The following is a 16,370-nucleotide window of genomic DNA, read 5'->3' on the forward strand; positions in this document are numbered from 1 at the left end:
CAGGCGCGCCTAGACTCCATGACCATGTTCTGGGGGCGGCGGGGTTGCGGCAGGATCACGGCGGCGTTGGCGGCGACGGCCCTGGCGGCCGGGTGCGCCACCTCGCAGGCGGCGCCCGGCGGCTCGGCCCGGCCCGGTGCCCGCTCGGACGGTTCCCCGCAGGCCAGGCCGCAGGGCTCCCAGGGCGCCGGCAGCGGCCCGGCCGGCGCGCTCCCCCGCCCCGGCGAGGTCGGCCGGATCAAGGCCGGCGCGCTGCCGCCGGTGATCAGCTCGATCCCCACCGAGCGGAAGGTCGTCTTCCTGACCATCGACGACGGCTGGGAGCAGGACCCCGGCTTCGTCCGCCAGGTGCGCGAGCAGCGCATCCCGATCACCGTGTTCGCCATGCGCCAGGCGGTCGAGGCGGTCGGCACCCCCGACCGGTCCGGCGGGCAGGCGCGGTTCGTCGGGGCCGGCAAGTGGGACTACTTCCGGCGGCTCGCCGAGGCCGGCGCGCCGATCGAGAACCACACCCTCACCCACCCCAACCTGCGCCTGCTCGGCGAGGCGGCGCAACGGCAGGAGATCTGCGGCGCCTCGAAGGTGATCCGCCGCGAGATCGGCGCGCGGCCGGTGCTGTTCCGGCCGCCGTTCGGCAACTACAACGACGCCACGCTGCGGGCGGCCAAGGCCTGCGGCATGAGCGCCGTGCTGCTGTGGACCGCGACCGTGCAGCCGGGCGGCAAGATCGCCTACCAGGTGCCGGACAAGCGGCTGCGGCCAGGCGACATCCTGCTCCTGCATTTCCGGCCCAATCTGGAGCGCGACTTCCGGATCCTGGTGAACAAGATCAAGCGCCGGGGTTACGAGCTGGGCGACCTCCAGGCCTATCTGAAGGCGGCCGGCGTCCGCTGATCCCCTGGTGATCCCCTGGTGATCCCCTGTCCGCCCAGCGGTTGAGCGAGGTTCCGCCCGCCGGGTGACGTCTTCGGCCTGCCGTACGGGAGAGGGTTGTGCCCGGCGGGGGGCGCCATGTGAGGAAGATCGCAGTCTTCTCTCCTCGCATTGCTCTACAAGCCGTAGTACTACTGGGGATAGACCTACTACACGTCGTAGAGCAAGGGGACGCATGGACGCGCTGGATCTCGCGCGGTGGCAGTTCGGAGTGACCACCGTCTATCACTTTCTCTTCGTGCCGCTGACCATCGGCCTCGGCGTGTTCGTGGCGTCCCTGCAGACCGCGTGGCACCGTACCGGCAAGGAGCACTACCTGCGGCTGACGAAGTTCTTCGGGAAGCTGTTCCTGATCAACTTCGCGATGGGCGTGGTCACCGGCATCGTGCAGGAGTTCCAGTTCGGCATGAACTGGAGCGAGTACTCGATCTTCGTCGGCGACGTCTTCGGCGCACCGCTGGCGCTGGAGGCCCTGCTCGCCTTCTTCCTGGAGTCGACCTTCCTGGGGCTGTGGATCTTCGGCTGGGACAAGCTGCCCAAGCGGGTGCACCTGGCGACGATCTGGGCCGCGGTCATCGGGTCCAATTTGTCGGCATATTTCATCCTTGCTGCTAATGCGTGGATGAAGCACCCGGTCGGCTACACGGTCGAGAACGGCCGGGCCAGGATGACCGACATCTGGGCGGTGCTGACCAACTCGACCGCGCTGGCCCAGGTGCCGCATGTGGTGGCCGCCAGCTTCGTCGTGGCCGGCGGCTTCGTGCTCGCGGTCTGCGGCTACCACCTGCTCAAGGAGCGCAGGGACCCCGACCGCACGGTCGAGACGGCGGTCAGCCCCTGGCGCAGCGCCATGCGCGGCGCCCTGGTCATGACGGCGATCGCGGGGGCGGTCGTCGCCGGCACGGGCGACATGTCCGCCAAGCTCCTGCACACCCAGCAGCCGATGAAGCTGGCCGCCGCCGAGGGCCTGGAGCGCGACACCGCGGGGGCGCCGTTCCACGTCGTGCCCGGCGTCGAGATCCCCAAGCTGCTCAGCATCCTGGCCACCAACGACCCGGACGCCGTCATCCGCGGCAGCGAGGACCTGCAGAAGGAGATGGAGGCCAGGTTCGGCCCCGGCGACTACCGGCCCGAAGTGGCGGTCACCTTCTGGTCCTACCGCATCATGCAGGGCTTCGGCCTCACCACGGTCGGCCTGGCGCTGCTCGGCCTCTGGCTGACCCGCCGCCGCCGGCCCGCGCCGAGCTGGTTCGCCCGCCTGCTGGTCCTGACCCTCCCGCTGCCGCTCATCGCGGTGATCGCCGGCTGGCTGGTCAGCGAGATCGGCCGCCAGCCCTGGACGGTCATGGGCGAGCTGCTCACCGCCTCCAGCGTCTCGCCCGGCGTCACGCTGGCCGAGGTGGCCACCTCGCTGGCCGTCTTCACCCTGCTGTACGGCGCGCTGGCCGTGGCGGAGGCCGTCCTGCTGGTCAAGCACGTCAAGCGCGGCCCTGACCGCCCGGCCAAGCCCGCCGAGCACCGCGAACCCGTCCTGATGGGGTACTGATCATGATCGAGCTGTGGTTCTTCATCATCGCCTTCCTGTGGACCGGCTACTTCGTCCTGGAGGGATTCGACTTCGGGGTCGGCGTGCTGGCGCCCTTCGTCAGCGCCGACGACGAGGAGCAGAAGCAGGCCCTGAGCACCATCGGCCCGGTCTGGGACGGCAACGAGGTGTGGCTGATCACCGCCGTGGGCGCCACCTTCGCCGCCTTCCCCGCCTGGTACGCCGGGCTGCTGTCGTCCTTCTACATCCCGCTGCTGCTGGTGCTGGTCGGCCTGATCGTGCGCGGCGTCGGCCTGGAGTGGCGCGGCAAGGTGGACAACCCGCGCTGGTGCGACCTGGGCATCGTGCTCGGCAGCGCGCTGCCGGCCTTCGTGTGGGGCGCGCTGTTCGCCTCGACCGCCGGCGTCAACGCGGTGCTGGGCGGCTTCTTCGCCCTGCTGGTCAGCCTGCTGCACGGCGCGGTCTTCCTGGCGCTCAAGACCGAGGGCGCGGTACGGCGGCGCGCCCGGGCCGCCGCCCTCGCCGCGGGGGCCCTGGCCCTGCCGCTGGCCGCGTTCGTCTCGTGGATCGCGCTCGTCCCGCTGGCGGCGGCGCTGGTCCTGATCTGGTTCCGCCGCGAGGGCTGGGCCTTCACCTCGACCGCGCTCGCCATCATCGGCGTCTCGGCCGCGCTGTTCACCGGGCTGCACGCCGAGCCGCTGCCCGGCCTGACGCTGGCGGTGGCCGCCTCGGGCGAGTACACGCTGGGCGTGCTCACCTGGATCGGGCTGGCGTTCCTGCCCTTCGTCCTGGCCTACCAGGCATGGACGTACTGGGTGTTCAGGAAGCGCGTGGCCCCGCCGGCGCCGCCGGCCTCGATGGCCCGGCGGCTGCACCCGGTCAAGTAGGGCTCGCCCCGGGCGTGCCGGTGCGGTGATCCTTGAGATGGAGCTCGCCGCCCAGCTTCGCCCGGAGCCGGTCGAGGACCGCGCGGTCGGCCAGCGCGGTCCACAGGGGGCCGACGAGGTGCGGGTTGTACTCCGGCGCGACGTCCATCCAGGCGTCCTTGCCGGCCTGGGAGACGAAGGTGCTCAGGAAGAACTCGCCGTCGGCGGTCCGGCAGTGGCCGGTGCGCATGTCCGCGGCGTCCACCTGGATGTGCGGCCGGCAGCCCACCTGCGCGGCGAGCTGCTCGACGGAGAGCGGCCGGCCACTGGGCGCGCTCTGCGGCACGGCCTCGGCGCCCGGCGAGCAGGCCGCCGCGCAGAGCAGAACGAGAAGGGCGGCAGGCCGCCGAAGGGTCGTCATGCCCCGAGGTACGCACCGCCCGCAGGCCCGGTTCAGCGCTCGCGGCGCGGGCCCGGTTCAGCGCTCGCGGCGCAGGTGCCACAGCTCCGACGGCGACAGGGGCATGCGGTCGATCGGGAAGCCCTCGGCGTCCTCGATCGCGCTGGCCAGCACCGCCGACACCGGGATGACCCCGGCCTCCCCCGCCCCCTTGACGCCCAGCGGGTTGAGCGGCGAGGGCGTCTCCAGGTGCGCCGTCTCGATCCTCGGCACCTCGGTCGCGTACGGCATGAGGAAGTCCATGAACGAGGCGTTGAGCAGCTGCCCGTGCGAGTCGTAGACCATCCGCTCGTACAGCGCGCCGCCCACGCCCTGCGCGACGCCGCCGTGGATCTGCCCTTCGACGATCATCGGGTTGATCAGCCGCCCGCAGTCGTGCACGACCGCGTACCGCAGGATGCGGATCTCCGCGGTCTCCGGGTCGGTCTCGACGATCGCGGCGTGCATGCCGGAGGCGAAGGTCGAGCGGATCGGCGAGTAGTAGTCGCGCCCCTCCAGGCCCGGCTCCTCCCCCGCCGCGACCGGCGGCCGGTCGGGGGAGGCGGCGGTGGCGAACTGGGTGGCCCGCTTGGTCTCCTCGTCGAAGGCGTACCGCAGCGGGTTGGCGAGCACCGCCACGGTGGCCAGCGGTACGGCGGCGCCCGGCGCCCCCTTGACGTGCACCTCCCCCTCGGTGATCTCCAGGTCGGCGGGGTCGGCCTCCAGCGCGTCGGCGGCGATGCGCAGCGCCTTCTCGCGCACCTTCCGGCAGGCCAGCGCGATGGCGTTGCCGCTCATCACCGCCGCCCGCGAGGCGAAGGTGCCGACCGCGTAGCCGAAGCGCCGGGTGTCGCCGGTGACCACGCTGACCCGTTCGATCGGCACGCCCAGCTCGCTCGCCGCGATCTGCGCGAAGACGGTCTCGTGGCCCTGGCCCTGGCTGGTCAGCCCGGTCGAGACGTGCACCCGGCCGTCGGAGGTGATCTGCACGTGGCCGCCCTCGTAGGGGCCGACGCCGGTGCCCTCGACGTAGCAGCCGAGGCCCAGGCCGACGCCGGGGCGGCGCTCGAAGGCGTCCCAGCCGATCAGCTCCTTGAGCATGCGGAGCATCTCGGGGTAGTTCCCGCTGTCGTAGATCAGCGGCCGGCCGTCCTGGAAGATCATGCCCTGGTCGTAGGGGAACTCGTCGGGCTGGATGAAGTTGCGCTCGCGCACCACGGTGCGGTCGAGGCCGAGGTACTGCGCGATCTTGTCCATCGTGCGTTCCATGCAGAACACGCCCTGCGGCCGGCCGGCGCCGCGGTACGGGGTGACCTGCACGGTGTTGGTGTAGATCGAGGAGAACTCCACCCGGTAGGCGCCGATCCGGTACGGCCCGAGCAACTGCGTCGAGCTGATGATCGGCACGATGATGCCGTAGGGCGTGTAGGCGCCGTGGTCGTGCAGGATGGTGACCTCCAGCCCCTCGACGCGGCCCTCGTCGTCGAAGCCGACCCGCACGAAGTGCACCTGGCCGCGCTCGTGGGCGCTGGAGACGAAGTGCTCGCGCCGGTCCTCGGCCCACTTGACCTCGCGCCCGAGCGTCATCGCCGCCCACGGGACCAGGATCTCCTCCGGCCACGGGTGCACGATCTTCACGCCGAAGCCGCCGCCCACGTCCGGGGCGATCACCTCGACGTTCGGCAGCGGCAGCCCCAGCTTGGCGGCCAGGGCCATGCGCACGCTGGTCGAGGTCTGCGTGCTGCTGTAGACGCGCAGGTCGGCGCCGTCCCAGCGGGCGTAGACGCCACGGCCCTCCAGCGGCATCGAGGCGCTGCGCTCGATGTCGAGGCGGAAGGCCAGCGTGTGCGGGGCGGTCTCGATGCGCTCGCGCGCCCCCCGGCCGTCGAGCGCGGGGACCTCCTGCACCAGGTGCGCGCCGACGTTGCCGGGCACGTCCTCGTGCACGAGCTGCGCGCTCTGCGCGGCCTCCTCGATGCCGACGACCGGCTTGAGCACCTCGTAGTCGACCTCGATCAGGCCGCAGGCGTCCTCGGCGAGGTAGCGGTCCTCGGCGACGACCATGACCACGGGCTCGCCGACGTGCCGGACCACCTCGCGGGCCAGCGGGTAGGCGGTCCGGCCGTGGGTGAGCGCCGGGTGCGGGATGAGCAGCGGCAGCGGCTGGGCCAGCAGGTCCGGCAGGTCCTCCCAGGTGTAGACGGCGACCAGGCCCGGGACGTCCAGCGCGCCGCTCACGTCGATGTCGCGGATGCGGGCGTGGGCGTGCGGCGAGCGCACGAACGCCACCGCCAGCGCGCCGCGCCCCAGGTCGTCGAGGTAGCGGCCCTGCCCGGTGAGCAGCCGGGGATCCTCCCGCCGCTGCACCCCCTCGCCGAACACGCTCGTGGTCACGACTCCTCCGCGATCAGCTCGGCCGCGCGGTGCACCGCCTTGACGATGTTCTGGTACCCCGTGCACCGGCACAGGTTGCCGGAGATGCCCTCGACGACCTCCTCGTCGGTGGGGGCCGGGTTCTCCGCCAGCAGTGCGGTCACCGTGCACAGGAAGCCCGGGGTGCAGAAGCCGCACTGCAGGCCGTGGCACTCGGCGAAGGCACGCTGCACCGGGGACATGCCCTCGGGGCCGGCCAGGCCCTCGACCGTGGTCACCGCCCGGCCGTCCACGCTCACCGCGAAGGTCAGGCACGAGCGCACCGGCTCGCCGTCCAGGAGCACCGTGCAGCAGCCGCAGACGCCGTGCTCGCAGCCCACGTGCGTGCCGGTCAGGCCGAGGTCGTGCCGGAGGAAGTCGGACAGCAACCGCCGCGCCGGCACCTCCGCCCCGCGCTCCACGCCGTTGACGACCAGGCTCACCTGATGCCGCCGCTCCCGCCCCATGCCGCCCTCAGCCCTGCCGCCCTCAGCCATGCCGCCCTCAGCCATGCCGCCCTCAGCCCTGTCGCCCTCAGCCATGCCGCTGCCCTTCGGTCGCCTCGCGGGCCGCCTGTTCGAAGGCCCGTTCCGCCAGCACGCCGACCAGGTGGCGGCGGTAGTCCGCGCTCGCGTGGATGTCCTCCTCCGGCTCGGTCGCCTGCCGTACGGCCTGCGCCGCCGCGGGCCAGCCGGCCCGGGCCTGCTCGCTCACGTCGACCACGAGCGGGACGGGGGCGACGCCGACGCACGCCGCCCTGGCCACGGCGACCGCGCCGGCCTCGTCCAGGGTGACCACCGCGCAGACCCCGGCCAGGGCGTAGTCGCCGTGCCGCCGGGCCACCTCGTGGAAGGCCGCGCCCGACCGGGGCGGCAGATCCGGGAAGAACGCCGAGACGGCCAGCTCGCCGGGCTCGGCGGCCGACTCCAGCGGCCCGGTGAAGAAGTCCCGCGCCGCCACCTCCCGCACCAGCGGCTCCCGGCCCGGCCCGCCGGGGTGGCGCGCCAGCCGTACCGAACCGCCGAGAACGGCCAGGACGGCGGGCAGTTCGGCGGCCGGGTCGGCGTGCACCAGGCTGCCGACCACGGTGCCGCGGTTGCGGATCACCGGATGGGCCACCAGCCGCAGCGCCCGCGTCAGCAACGGGTGCGCCCCGGAACGCTCCACCCGCGAGTGCCGGGCCAGCGCCCCCACCCGCACCCCGCCCGGCTCGGCGCGCACGTGGTCGAGCTCGGCCAGCCGGTTGATGTCGACCAGGTGCGCGGGCGCGGCCAGGCGCATGTTGAGCAGCGGGATCAGGCTCTGCCCGCCGGCGAGGACCTTGCCGCCCGCCCCGGCCTCGTCCAGGGCGGCGAGCGCCGAGGCGAGGTCGCGGGGCGAGTGGTACTCGAAGGGGGGTGGTTTCACCCGGTGCGCTCCCTGATGGTGGACGATGGTCGCCGGGCGATCACCCGCAGGAGGTGGTACCCGCCCACCACGACGATCGTGCCGAGCGCGATGCCCTCCAGCGTGAACTCCTCGGTGATCATGTGTTTGACCGGCCCGATGGCCAGAATGATGCCCGCGCCGACCGGCACCATGTTGACGGGATCGGCGAAGTCCACCCGGTTCTCCACCCAGATCTTTGCCCCGAGCAGGCCGATCATGCCGTAGAGGATCACCGTGACGCCGCCGAGCACGCCGCCGGGGGTGGCCGCGACCAGGGCCCCGAACTTCGGGCACAGGCCGAACAGGATCGCGATGACGCCCGCGATGTAATAAGCCGCGGTGGAGTAGACGCGGGTGGCCGCCATGACGCCGATGTTCTCGGCGTAGGTGGTGGTGGGCGAGCCGCCGACCGCGCTGGTGACCATGGTGCCGATGCCGTCGGCCATGACCGCGCGCCCCACGTACGGGTCCACGTCGGTCTTGGTCATCTCGCCGACCGCCTTGACGTGCCCGATGTTCTCCGCGATCAGCGCGATCACCGCCGGGAGCACCAGGAGCACCGCGCCCAGGCGCAGGTCGGGCGCGTGGAAGTCGGGCAGGCCGATCCACGGGGCCTTCTCCACGGCGGAGAAGTCGACCCGGAAGTGCGTGTCCACCTTGCCGGTGCCGGCGTTGAACGCCGTGATGGCGCCGAAGACCCGGTCGGCGCCCCACGACAGGACGAAGCCGAGCACCAGGCCGATGAGGATGCCGATGCGGCCGATGAAGCCGCGGAAGACCACGATGACCAGGAAGGTGATCACCATGGTCACCAGCGCGAGCCACTGGTCCTGCGGCCAGTAGACGTCGGCCACCACGAAGGCCAGGCCGAAGCCGATCAGCATGACCACCGCGCCGGTGACCACCGGCGGGAAGATCTTGTGGATGATCTGCACGCCCATGAAGTGCACCGCGAGCCCGGCCAGCGCCAGCACCAGGCCGGCGATGAGGATCGCCCCGGTGACGATGGCGTCCACCGCCGGGGTGTCCCCGCCGAACAGGGCGCGGATCGCGATCACGCCGCCCACGAAGGAGGCGCTGGTGCCCAGGTAGCTGGGCACCTTGCCCTTCACGATCAGCAGGAAGAGGATCGTCGCGACCCCCGACATCATGATCGCGACATTCGCGTTGAGCCCCATGACCAGCGGGAACACGAACGTCGCGCCGAACATGGCGACGACGTGCTGCGCGCCGAAGCCGATCATGCGCGGCCAGGTGAGCCGCTCGTCCGGTCTGACGACCTCGTCAGGGGCCAGATGTTTGCCGTCGCCGTGTTTGGTCCAACCCATAACCATGAGTGCCCCTCTTGGTCACTGTCGGGTTGTCGGTTCGGTGGCCGCCCCGCAGGCTCCTCCCGCACCCCTGTGCTTCGTGCTGTTGCGGGCACATTAGGCCCGTTCGCGCACGCCTACACCGGCATGATCTGCCAAATCTGCGGTCCTGACCAGGGGGGTAGTTGTCGTGATCTCGTACGGCGGGGCACGCCGTACGAGGGCTCACTTCTCCCGGTCGAGCGCGTGCAGGAAGTGGTAACCGGCCAGCAACACGATGGTGCCCAGCGCGATGCCGCTGAGCGCGAAGGTGCCGGTGATCGGGAAGGCGACCGGCCCGATGGCGCAGATGATGCCCGCGCCGACCGGGACCATGGTGGCCGGCTTCGCCAGGTCCACCTTGTTCTCGCTCCAGATCTTGGCGCCGAGCAGGCCGATCATGCCGTACAGGATGGTGGTGACGCCGCCGAGCACCCCGTCCGGGGTGGCCGCGATCAGCGCCCCGAACTTCGGGCACAGGCCGAACAGGATCGCGATGACCGCGGCGATGTAGTAGGCGGCGGTGGAGTAGACCCGGGTGGCCGCCATGACGCCGATGTTCTCGGCGTAGGTGGTGGTCGCCGGGCCGCCGACGGCGGTGGCGACGACGGTGCCGACGCCGTCGGCCATGACCGCGCGGCCCATCATGCCGTCCACGTCCGCGCCGGTCATCTCGCCGACCGCCTTGACGTGCCCGACGTTCTCGGCGATCAGCGCGATCACCACCGGCAGCACCAGGATGATCGCGGAGACCTCGAAGGAGGGGCCGTGCAGCGACGGCAGGCCGATCCAGTCGGCCTCGGCCACCTTGTCGAAGTTCACCCGGTAGTGCGGCTCGCCGCCGGGCACGGAGACCATGCCGCCGACCCGGTCCCAGACCCAGGAGAGCACGAAGCCGAAGACCAGGGCGAGCAGCACGCCGATGCGGCCGAGGAAGCCCTTGAAGACGCCGATGAAGACGAAGCCGGCGAGCATCGTGATCAGCGCGACCCACGGGTCCTTGGGCCAGTAGACGTCGGCGGCGACGTAGGCCATGCCGAAGCCGATGAGCATCACCACGCCGCCGGTGACCGCCGGCGGGAAGACCCGGTGGATGACGCGGATGCCCAGCAGGTGGATGACCAGGCCGACCAGGGCCAGCACCGCACCCACCACCAGCAGCGAGCCGGTCACCGTGCCGCTGTCGCCGCCGGCGGCCCGGATGGCCACGACCGCGCCCACGAAGGAGGCGCTGGAGCCCACGTAGCTGGGGATCCGGCCCTTGACGACCAGCAGGAAGATGATCGTGGCGACGCCCGACATCATCACCGCGAGGTTGGCGTCCAGCCCCATGAGGAGCGGGAAGACGAAGGTCGCCCCGAACATCGCGATCACGTGCTGGGCGCCGAACCCGATCATCCGCGGCCACGACAGCCGCTCGTCCGGCTTGACCACCTCGCCCGGCGCCAGCCTCTTGCCGTCGCCGTGCAGCTTCCACCCCAGCGCCATCGCGCCGCTCCTTACCCCGAGACCGCATCGATCTGATGCCGGAGAGAAGGGTAGAGGGTCGCGGGCGTAAGGCCGCAGGTAGGGGGGCGTGTCAGGACACGTGGATGGTGAAGCCGTCGCCGCTGACGACCGACCCGGACCGCACCTTGCGGGTCTTGCGCAGCTCGACCTCACCGTCCACCGAGACCTCCCCCTCGGCGATCAGTTGCTTGGCCATGCCGCCGGTCTCGGTCACGCCGCAGTACTTCAGCAGGTCGCACAGCGGGATGTAGTCGGTTTCGAGCTCGAAGTCCAGGTCCACGGCCCCCACCTTAGATGCCGCGCATGCGTAACACGTGCAGGGCCAGGGTGAGGTTGAGCCGCAGGTGGTGGTCGGCGGTGAAGTTGCCCAGCAACCGCTCCAGCTTCCCGATGCGGTAGCGCAGGGTGTTGTAGTGGAAGTGCAGCCGGCGCGCGGTCTCGGCCACGTTGAGGTTGGTCTCCAGCAGCACCTGGAGGGTGCGCCGCAGGTCGGCGTTCTCGGCGTCGTCGTCACCGGCCAGCGGTCCGAGGGTCTCGCGCACGAAGGCGTGGAGCTCCTCGGTGTCGTTGACCAGCGATAACAGCCGGTAGACGCCGAGCTGGTCGAAGTGCGCGACCGCGCCGGGGCCGTGCAACTGGCGACCGACGCGCGCGGCCTTGAGCGCCTGGCCGTAGGCCTCGGGCAGGGCGGCCGGGCGGGCGCACAGGCGCGAGGTGCCGGTGGAGAAGGTGGCCGGCAGCGCGTCGGCGAAGGCGGAGGCGGCGTCGCGGGCCACCTTGGCGGCGTCCACCGCGGCGTCCAGCACGGCGACGACCTCGTTGGAGAAGCCCGCGACCGCGCCGCGGGCGTCGTGCCTGCGCAGGGCGCCGGTCCAGGCGACGATCAGCCGGTCCTGAGCGGCTCGTTCCTCGCCCGCCGGGTCGAGCTCGGCGACCAGGACGGTGACCGGGCGTTCGAGGTCCCAGCCGAAGGCGCGGGCGCGGGCGGCCACCCGCTCGGCGGCCCCGGCGCGGCCGGTGAGCACGTCGCGCAGGAAGTCGGCGCGGTACTTCGACTCGACCGCGTTGACCGCGTCCTGGCGGGTGACGACCAGCGCGGCGACGGTGGCGGCACGTTCCAGGATGCCGATGTCGCTGTCGTGGATCGATCCGGCCGGGCTGTGCGCGACGATCCGGCCGTGGTGGTGGCCGCCGGCGACGACGGGGACCCAGGCGAAGGCGGGGGTGCTGCCTGCCGTACCGGACAGCCGGCCGAGGCCCTGGCGCAGCGCGGCGACGTGGTCGGCGGGCCCGGCGGCGGCCAGCACGCGGCCGGTGCCGTCGACGGCGGCGACGGCCACGTCGAGCAGGCCGGAGACCTCGGCGGTGACCTCGTTGAGCCCGCCGCCGGCCAGCACGACCTGCACCAGCGCGCGGTGCGCCTCCTCGGCCCGCACCAGCATCGCGGCCTGGCGGTTGAGGATGTCGGTGAGCACCTGGTTGAGGATGTCGTCGAAGCCGACGTCGTTGGGCAGCAGGATCAGCGGGAAGCCCAGCCGGTCGGCCTGCTCGACCATCTCGCCGGGCAGCTCGTCCACGTAACGCCCGAGCTTGATGGCCAGCGCCGCCAGGCCGCGCTCGTCGAGGTCGGCGACCAGGCGGCCGAGCGACTGCGGCGTGTTGCGCAGCGGATATCCGGTGGTCAGCAGGAGTTCGTGCGGTTTGACCCACGCCAGGATGTCGGGGACCTCCATGACGTTGAGGCGTTGCACGATGCGGCCAAGCCCGGTCTCCCCCGCGATCAGTTCGGCCTCCGCGAGAGTCGACACGCCGAGCACCTCACCCACGGTGATCCCATGGATGATCGTTCCGGTGCTGGCCAGACGGACGGGGGGCTCCATGAGGCGATTGTGACCTGAGAAACCGTCTGTCAGGAAGAGCCAACACCCCGCCGGAGTGTTGGCAGCTTTTTCCGTACGGACACCCCTGGGACCGTTCTACGTTGCACAGGTGACAGTGAGTGCCCTCAGGCGCGTACGCACCCCCGTGAGCCTGGCCGCGAGCGCGGCGATCCGCCCGGTGCTGGAGGCGCCGCGCCGGCCCGCGCGGGTGCTGGCCGTCTTCCCGGCCGGCGCGTATCTCGAGGTCAGGACCGAACTCGAACCATCGGTGATCGCCGTGCTGACCGGCGAGGCGACCCGGCTGCCCAACTCCGTGCTGCTGACCGTGCCGCTGCCGCACCTCACCGTGGGTGACGAGGCCGGTGTCGGCGACGGCTCCATCGAGCTGGGCCCGCTGAGCCTGCGGGTGCGCCGCTGGTGGGATCCCGCGCCGCCGCCGGGCCAGACCGATCTGGTACGGCTGGCGCGCGCCGTCCCCGATCTCGCGCCCGACGGCAGCCAGGGCCTGGCCGGGAACGGCACGGTCGACCGGCTCGCGCAGTCGTGCCGGCGCGGCTGGCTGCTGGGCGCGCTCACCTCGGCCGAGCAGCTCGTGGGCCTCGGCCCCGGCCTGACCCCGAGCGGCGACGACGTGCTGTGCGGCCTGCTGGTCACCCTCCGCCACCTGGGCCGGGCGGCGCGGGTGCCGCGGGCGATGTGGCTGGCCGACTGGCTGGCCCCGACGGTCACCTTCGACGCGCGCACCCGGACCACGCCCCTGTCGGCCACGCTCCTGCACTGCGCCGCGGCCGGGGCGGCCTCGCCCGAGGTCTCCGGCGTCCTGCGCGGTCTGACCGGGCGGGCGCCGCTGGAGGCCGCCGTGCGCCGGTTGCGCGCGGTCGGGCACACCTCCGGCGCCGACCTGGCGCAGGGCATCTCCATCGGGCTCGACTCGGTGCTCGAACTCAGCGGGAGCGCGGCATGAGCGCGCGGGACGTGGTGGCCCTGCGGCCCGGCGTCTACCACGACTCGGTGAGCCTGATGCGGGTCAGCAAGGCGCTGTCCGGGCTGGACGGCGTGGAGGTCGCGATCGTGGCCATGGCCACAGGGCTCAACCTCGACCTGGCCCGCGACCTCGGCTTCGACGTGCCGGAGCCGGACCCGTCGGCCCTGCTGGTCGCCCTGCGCGCGGCCGAGCCGCCGGCGGCGCTGGCCGAGCTCGACCGGCTGCTCGCCGCGCTGGCCGCACCGGCGTCTCCGGGGGACGCCGCCGAGCGGCCGCCGCGCACCACCCGGGCGGCGGCGCTGCGGGCTCCCGCCGGGCTGGCCCTGGTGTCGGTGCCCGGCGAGCACGCCTTCGCCGAGGCGCTCGACGCGCTGGAGGCGGGCCTGCACGTGATGATCTTCAGCGACGGGATGCCGCTGGAGCGGGAAGTGCTGCTCAAGACCCTCGCCGACCGGCGCGGGCTGCTCGTCATGGGCCCCGACTGCGGGACCGCGGTCGTCGCGGGGGCCGGGCTCGGGTTCGCCAACGTGCTGAAACCCGGGCCCGTCGGGCTCGTCGCCGCCTCCGGGACCGGGGCCCAGCAGGTCACCTGCCTGCTGGACCTCGCCGGGGTGGGCGTCTCCCACGTCCTGGGCGTGGGCGGGCGCGATCTGTCGGCCGAGGTCGGGGGGCGGGCGAGCATCCGGGCGCTGCGCCTGCTGGACGACGATCCGGCCACCGAGCTCATCGTGGTCGTGGCCAAGCCCGGCTCGCCGGAGACGGCGGCAGCCGTACGGGCGGTGGCGGAGGGGCTGCGGACGCCGGTGGTCTTCGGCGGGGTGGACCTGACCGGGGCGGCCGAGCAGGCCCTCCGCGCGCTCGGCCGGCCGGTCCCCGAGTGGCCGGTCTGGCCTCCCGCGCCGGTGTCCGAGACCGGGCGGACGGGCTCCGGCTCCAAGACCGGGCGGGCGGGCTCGGAGGCCGGGCGGACGGGCACGGGGGCCGGGCGGACGGGCACGGGGGCCGGGCGGGCGGGCTCGGGGGCGCGGCTGGTCGGGCTGTTCGCCGGGGGCACGTTGTGCGAGGAGGCCCGGCGGGTGGCGGGGTTCGGCGAGTTCACCGACTTCGGGGACGACGAGTACACCCGGGGACGCGCGCACCCGATGATCGACCACACCCTCCGGCTGGACGCCCTCGCCGGCGTCGGCGCGGGCGATGTGGTGCTGATGGACGTGGTGCTCGGGCACGGCGCGGACGCCGACCCGGCGGCGGCCCTGGCCCCGGCCGTGGCGGCCTGTCCCGCCCGGGTGGTGGTCAGCCTGGTCGGTTCCGAGGGCGACCCGCAGGACCTCAACCGGCAGGCCGCCGCCCTGGCCGCCGCGGGCGCGCGGGTCTTCGGCTCCAACGCCCAGGCCGCCGCCCACGCGGCCGCCCTGGTGACCGGCTCGGCGACCGGCTCGGTGACCGGCTTGGTGTCAGGCCGCACCGGGCCGGGCGGAAGCGGGGCCGAAGGAAGCGGGACTGAAGGAAGCGGGACTGAAGGAAGCGGGGCGGGCGGAAACGGGGCGGGGAGGGTGACGGGATGAGCGGGTTGCTGGACGGCGCGCCGAGGGTGATCACGGCAGGGGCCGCGCTGCTGGAGGAGGCGCTGCGCGCGCAGGCGGTGGAGACGGTGCCGGTGGCCTGGCGGCCGCCCCTGCCGGGCACGGCCGGGGCGCTGGACCGGGTGCTGGCCGACCCGCGCCGCGCCGAGGCCAACGCCCTGGCGGTCCGCCGGCTGACCACCGCGCACCCGCAACTGGTCGCCGTGCGGCGAGCCTCGGAGGTGCTGCCGGAGCGCACCTTCCTGCACGCCGGACCCCCGATCACCTGGGAACGCGCCTCCGGCCCGATGCGCGGCGCGCTGATCGGCGCGATGCTCCTGGAGGGCCACGCCGACACCCCCGAGCAGGCCGAGGAACGCATCGGCACGCTCACCCTCGAACCCTGCCACCACCACCGGACGGTCGGCCCGATGGCCGGGCTGGTCACCCCGTCGATGTGGTTGTTCGAGGTCGTGGACGCCGAGCACGGCGGCACCGCCTACTGCTCGCTCAACGAGGGCCTGGGCAAGGTGCTCCGCTACGGCGCCTACGGCCCGGAGGTGCTGGAGCGGCTCCGATGGATGGACGCGGTCCTCGGCCCGGCGCTGGCCGCCGCGCTGGCCCGCACCGGGCCGATCGACCTGCGTGCGCTGATCGCCCAGGCGCTGCAGATGGGCGACGAACTGCACAACCGCAACCGCGCGGCCACCTCGCTGCTGCTGCGCGAGCTGGCCCCGGCGATCGTGGAGGCCGCGCCGGAGCACGCCGCCGAGGTGCTGCGCTTCGTCAACGGCAACGACCACTTCTTCCTCAACGCCGGCATGGCCGCCGGCAAGGTCTGCACCGACGCCGCCCGCGACATCCCCGGCTCCAGCCTGGTGGTGGCCATGGCGCGCAACGGCACCGACTTCGGCGTGCAGGTCTCGGGGCTGGGCGGGCGCTGGTTCACCGGGCCCGCGGGCGTGCCCGACGGGCTGTATCTCGGCGCGTACGGCCCGGCGGACGCCAACCCCGACATCGGCGACTCGACCATCACCGAGACCTCGGGGCTGGGCGGCTTCGCCATGGCCGCGGCGCCGGCCATCGTGCGCTTCGTCGGCGGCGAGGTGGCCGACGCGATCAACGCCACTCGCTCGATGTACGAGATCACGCTCGCCGAACATCCCGCCTACCAGATCCCCGGGCTCGGATTCCGCGGCACGCCGGTCGGCATCGACGTCACCTTGGTCGCCCGCACCGGCATCCTTCCGGTGGTGAACACCGGCATCGCCGGGCGGGTGGCCGGAACCGGGCAGGTGGGCGCGGGTCTGGTCGAGCCGCCGGTCGAGGCGTTCACCGCCGCTCTGTCGGCATTGGCGGAGAATGCCGTAATTCCGTAAATGATCTGCTTATTTCGCGAGATCGGACGATATATGTGGAGCAACTTTCACATGTAGCGGCAAAGCCGATATCGTGACCAGC

General features: G+C 72.7%; 14 protein-coding genes. 6 read left to right on the forward strand and 8 right to left on the reverse strand.

Translation table 11 applies throughout. The annotated features are described in order from the left end of the window. The first annotated feature begins 18 nt into the window (after positions 1-18). The 3 genes from ACIBG7_RS22160 to cydB all read left to right on the forward strand — a co-directional run bounded on the left by ACIBG7_RS22160 (position 19) and on the right by cydB (position 3,366). On the forward strand, positions 19-894 hold the full coding sequence (locus tag ACIBG7_RS22160) for a polysaccharide deacetylase family protein (RefSeq protein ID WP_397337432.1): 876 nt from the start codon (positions 19-21) through the stop codon (positions 892-894). 214 nt (positions 895-1,108) lie between these two features. Further along, complete coding sequence (locus ACIBG7_RS22165) at positions 1,109-2,479, forward strand: cytochrome ubiquinol oxidase subunit I (protein ID WP_397337433.1); 1,371 nt, start codon at positions 1,109-1,111, stop codon at positions 2,477-2,479. A gap of 2 nt (positions 2,480-2,481) precedes the next feature. Further along, positions 2,482-3,366 (forward strand): cytochrome d ubiquinol oxidase subunit II, encoded by an 885-nt coding sequence (gene cydB / locus ACIBG7_RS22170; protein ID WP_397337434.1) that lies wholly within the window; start codon positions 2,482-2,484, stop codon positions 3,364-3,366. On the opposite strand, the gene ACIBG7_RS22175 is transcribed toward cydB, so the two are convergent. The 8 genes from ACIBG7_RS22175 to ACIBG7_RS22210 form a co-directional block, all read right to left on the reverse strand. After that, positions 3,359-3,766: a hypothetical protein gene (locus ACIBG7_RS22175; protein ID WP_357920981.1), complete on the reverse strand. Its 408-nt coding sequence runs from the start codon at positions 3,764-3,766 to the stop codon at positions 3,359-3,361. The two genes, cydB and ACIBG7_RS22175, sit on opposite strands and share 8 nt — an antisense overlap. 57 nt (positions 3,767-3,823) lie before the next feature. Beyond that, positions 3,824-6,178: an aerobic carbon-monoxide dehydrogenase large subunit gene (gene cutA, locus ACIBG7_RS22180; RefSeq protein ID WP_397337435.1), complete on the reverse strand. Its 2,355-nt coding sequence runs from the start codon at positions 6,176-6,178 to the stop codon at positions 3,824-3,826. Continuing rightward, positions 6,175-6,663: a (2Fe-2S)-binding protein gene (locus ACIBG7_RS22185; RefSeq protein WP_357922148.1), complete on the reverse strand. Its 489-nt coding sequence runs from the start codon at positions 6,661-6,663 to the stop codon at positions 6,175-6,177. The genes cutA and ACIBG7_RS22185 overlap by 4 nt, the downstream gene beginning before the upstream one ends. A 67-nt stretch (positions 6,664-6,730) precedes the next feature. Beyond that, positions 6,731-7,603, reverse strand: a complete 873-nt coding sequence (locus ACIBG7_RS22190; RefSeq protein ID WP_397337436.1) for an FAD binding domain-containing protein — start codon at positions 7,601-7,603, stop codon at positions 6,731-6,733. Then, positions 7,600-8,958 carry a uracil-xanthine permease family protein gene (locus tag ACIBG7_RS22195; RefSeq protein WP_397337437.1) on the reverse strand — a complete coding sequence of 453 codons (1,359 nt, stop codon included), beginning with the start codon at positions 8,956-8,958 and terminating at the stop codon, positions 7,600-7,602. Before ACIBG7_RS22195 ends, ACIBG7_RS22190 begins: the two co-directional genes overlap by 4 nt. Positions 8,959-9,159: 201 nt before the next feature. Continuing rightward, complete coding sequence (locus ACIBG7_RS22200) at positions 9,160-10,461, reverse strand: solute carrier family 23 protein (protein WP_357920993.1); 1,302 nt, start codon at positions 10,459-10,461, stop codon at positions 9,160-9,162. Positions 10,462-10,552: 91 nt separating this feature from the next. Further along, positions 10,553-10,762: an RNA-binding S4 domain-containing protein gene (locus ACIBG7_RS22205; RefSeq protein ID WP_357920996.1), complete on the reverse strand. Its 210-nt coding sequence runs from the start codon at positions 10,760-10,762 to the stop codon at positions 10,553-10,555. A 10-nt stretch (positions 10,763-10,772) separates the two neighbouring features. Next, positions 10,773-12,362 (reverse strand): PucR family transcriptional regulator, encoded by a 1,590-nt coding sequence (locus ACIBG7_RS22210; protein ID WP_397337438.1) that lies wholly within the window; start codon positions 12,360-12,362, stop codon positions 10,773-10,775. A gap of 109 nt (positions 12,363-12,471) precedes the next feature. Here ACIBG7_RS22210 and ACIBG7_RS22215 point away from each other — a divergent pair, with 109 nt between their 5' ends. From ACIBG7_RS22215 to ACIBG7_RS22225, 3 genes are read left to right on the forward strand one after another with little or no spacing between them, the layout of a single operon-like run. Next, positions 12,472-13,326, forward strand: coding sequence for a DUF2877 domain-containing protein (locus tag ACIBG7_RS22215; RefSeq protein ID WP_357921002.1), 855 nt, complete (start codon positions 12,472-12,474; stop codon positions 13,324-13,326). Then, complete coding sequence (locus ACIBG7_RS22220; RefSeq protein ID WP_397337439.1) at positions 13,323-14,912, forward strand: FdrA family protein; 1,590 nt, start codon at positions 13,323-13,325, stop codon at positions 14,910-14,912. The genes ACIBG7_RS22215 and ACIBG7_RS22220 overlap by 4 nt, the downstream gene beginning before the upstream one ends. Further along, positions 14,909-16,288, forward strand: coding sequence for a DUF1116 domain-containing protein (locus ACIBG7_RS22225; protein ID WP_397337440.1), 1,380 nt, complete (start codon positions 14,909-14,911; stop codon positions 16,286-16,288). Before ACIBG7_RS22220 ends, ACIBG7_RS22225 begins: the two co-directional genes overlap by 4 nt. Positions 16,289-16,370 lie beyond the last annotated feature (82 nt).

The sequence above is a fragment of the Nonomuraea sp. NPDC050328 genome, assembly GCF_044459405.1.
GTDB lineage: Bacteria > Actinomycetota > Actinomycetes > Streptosporangiales > Streptosporangiaceae > Nonomuraea.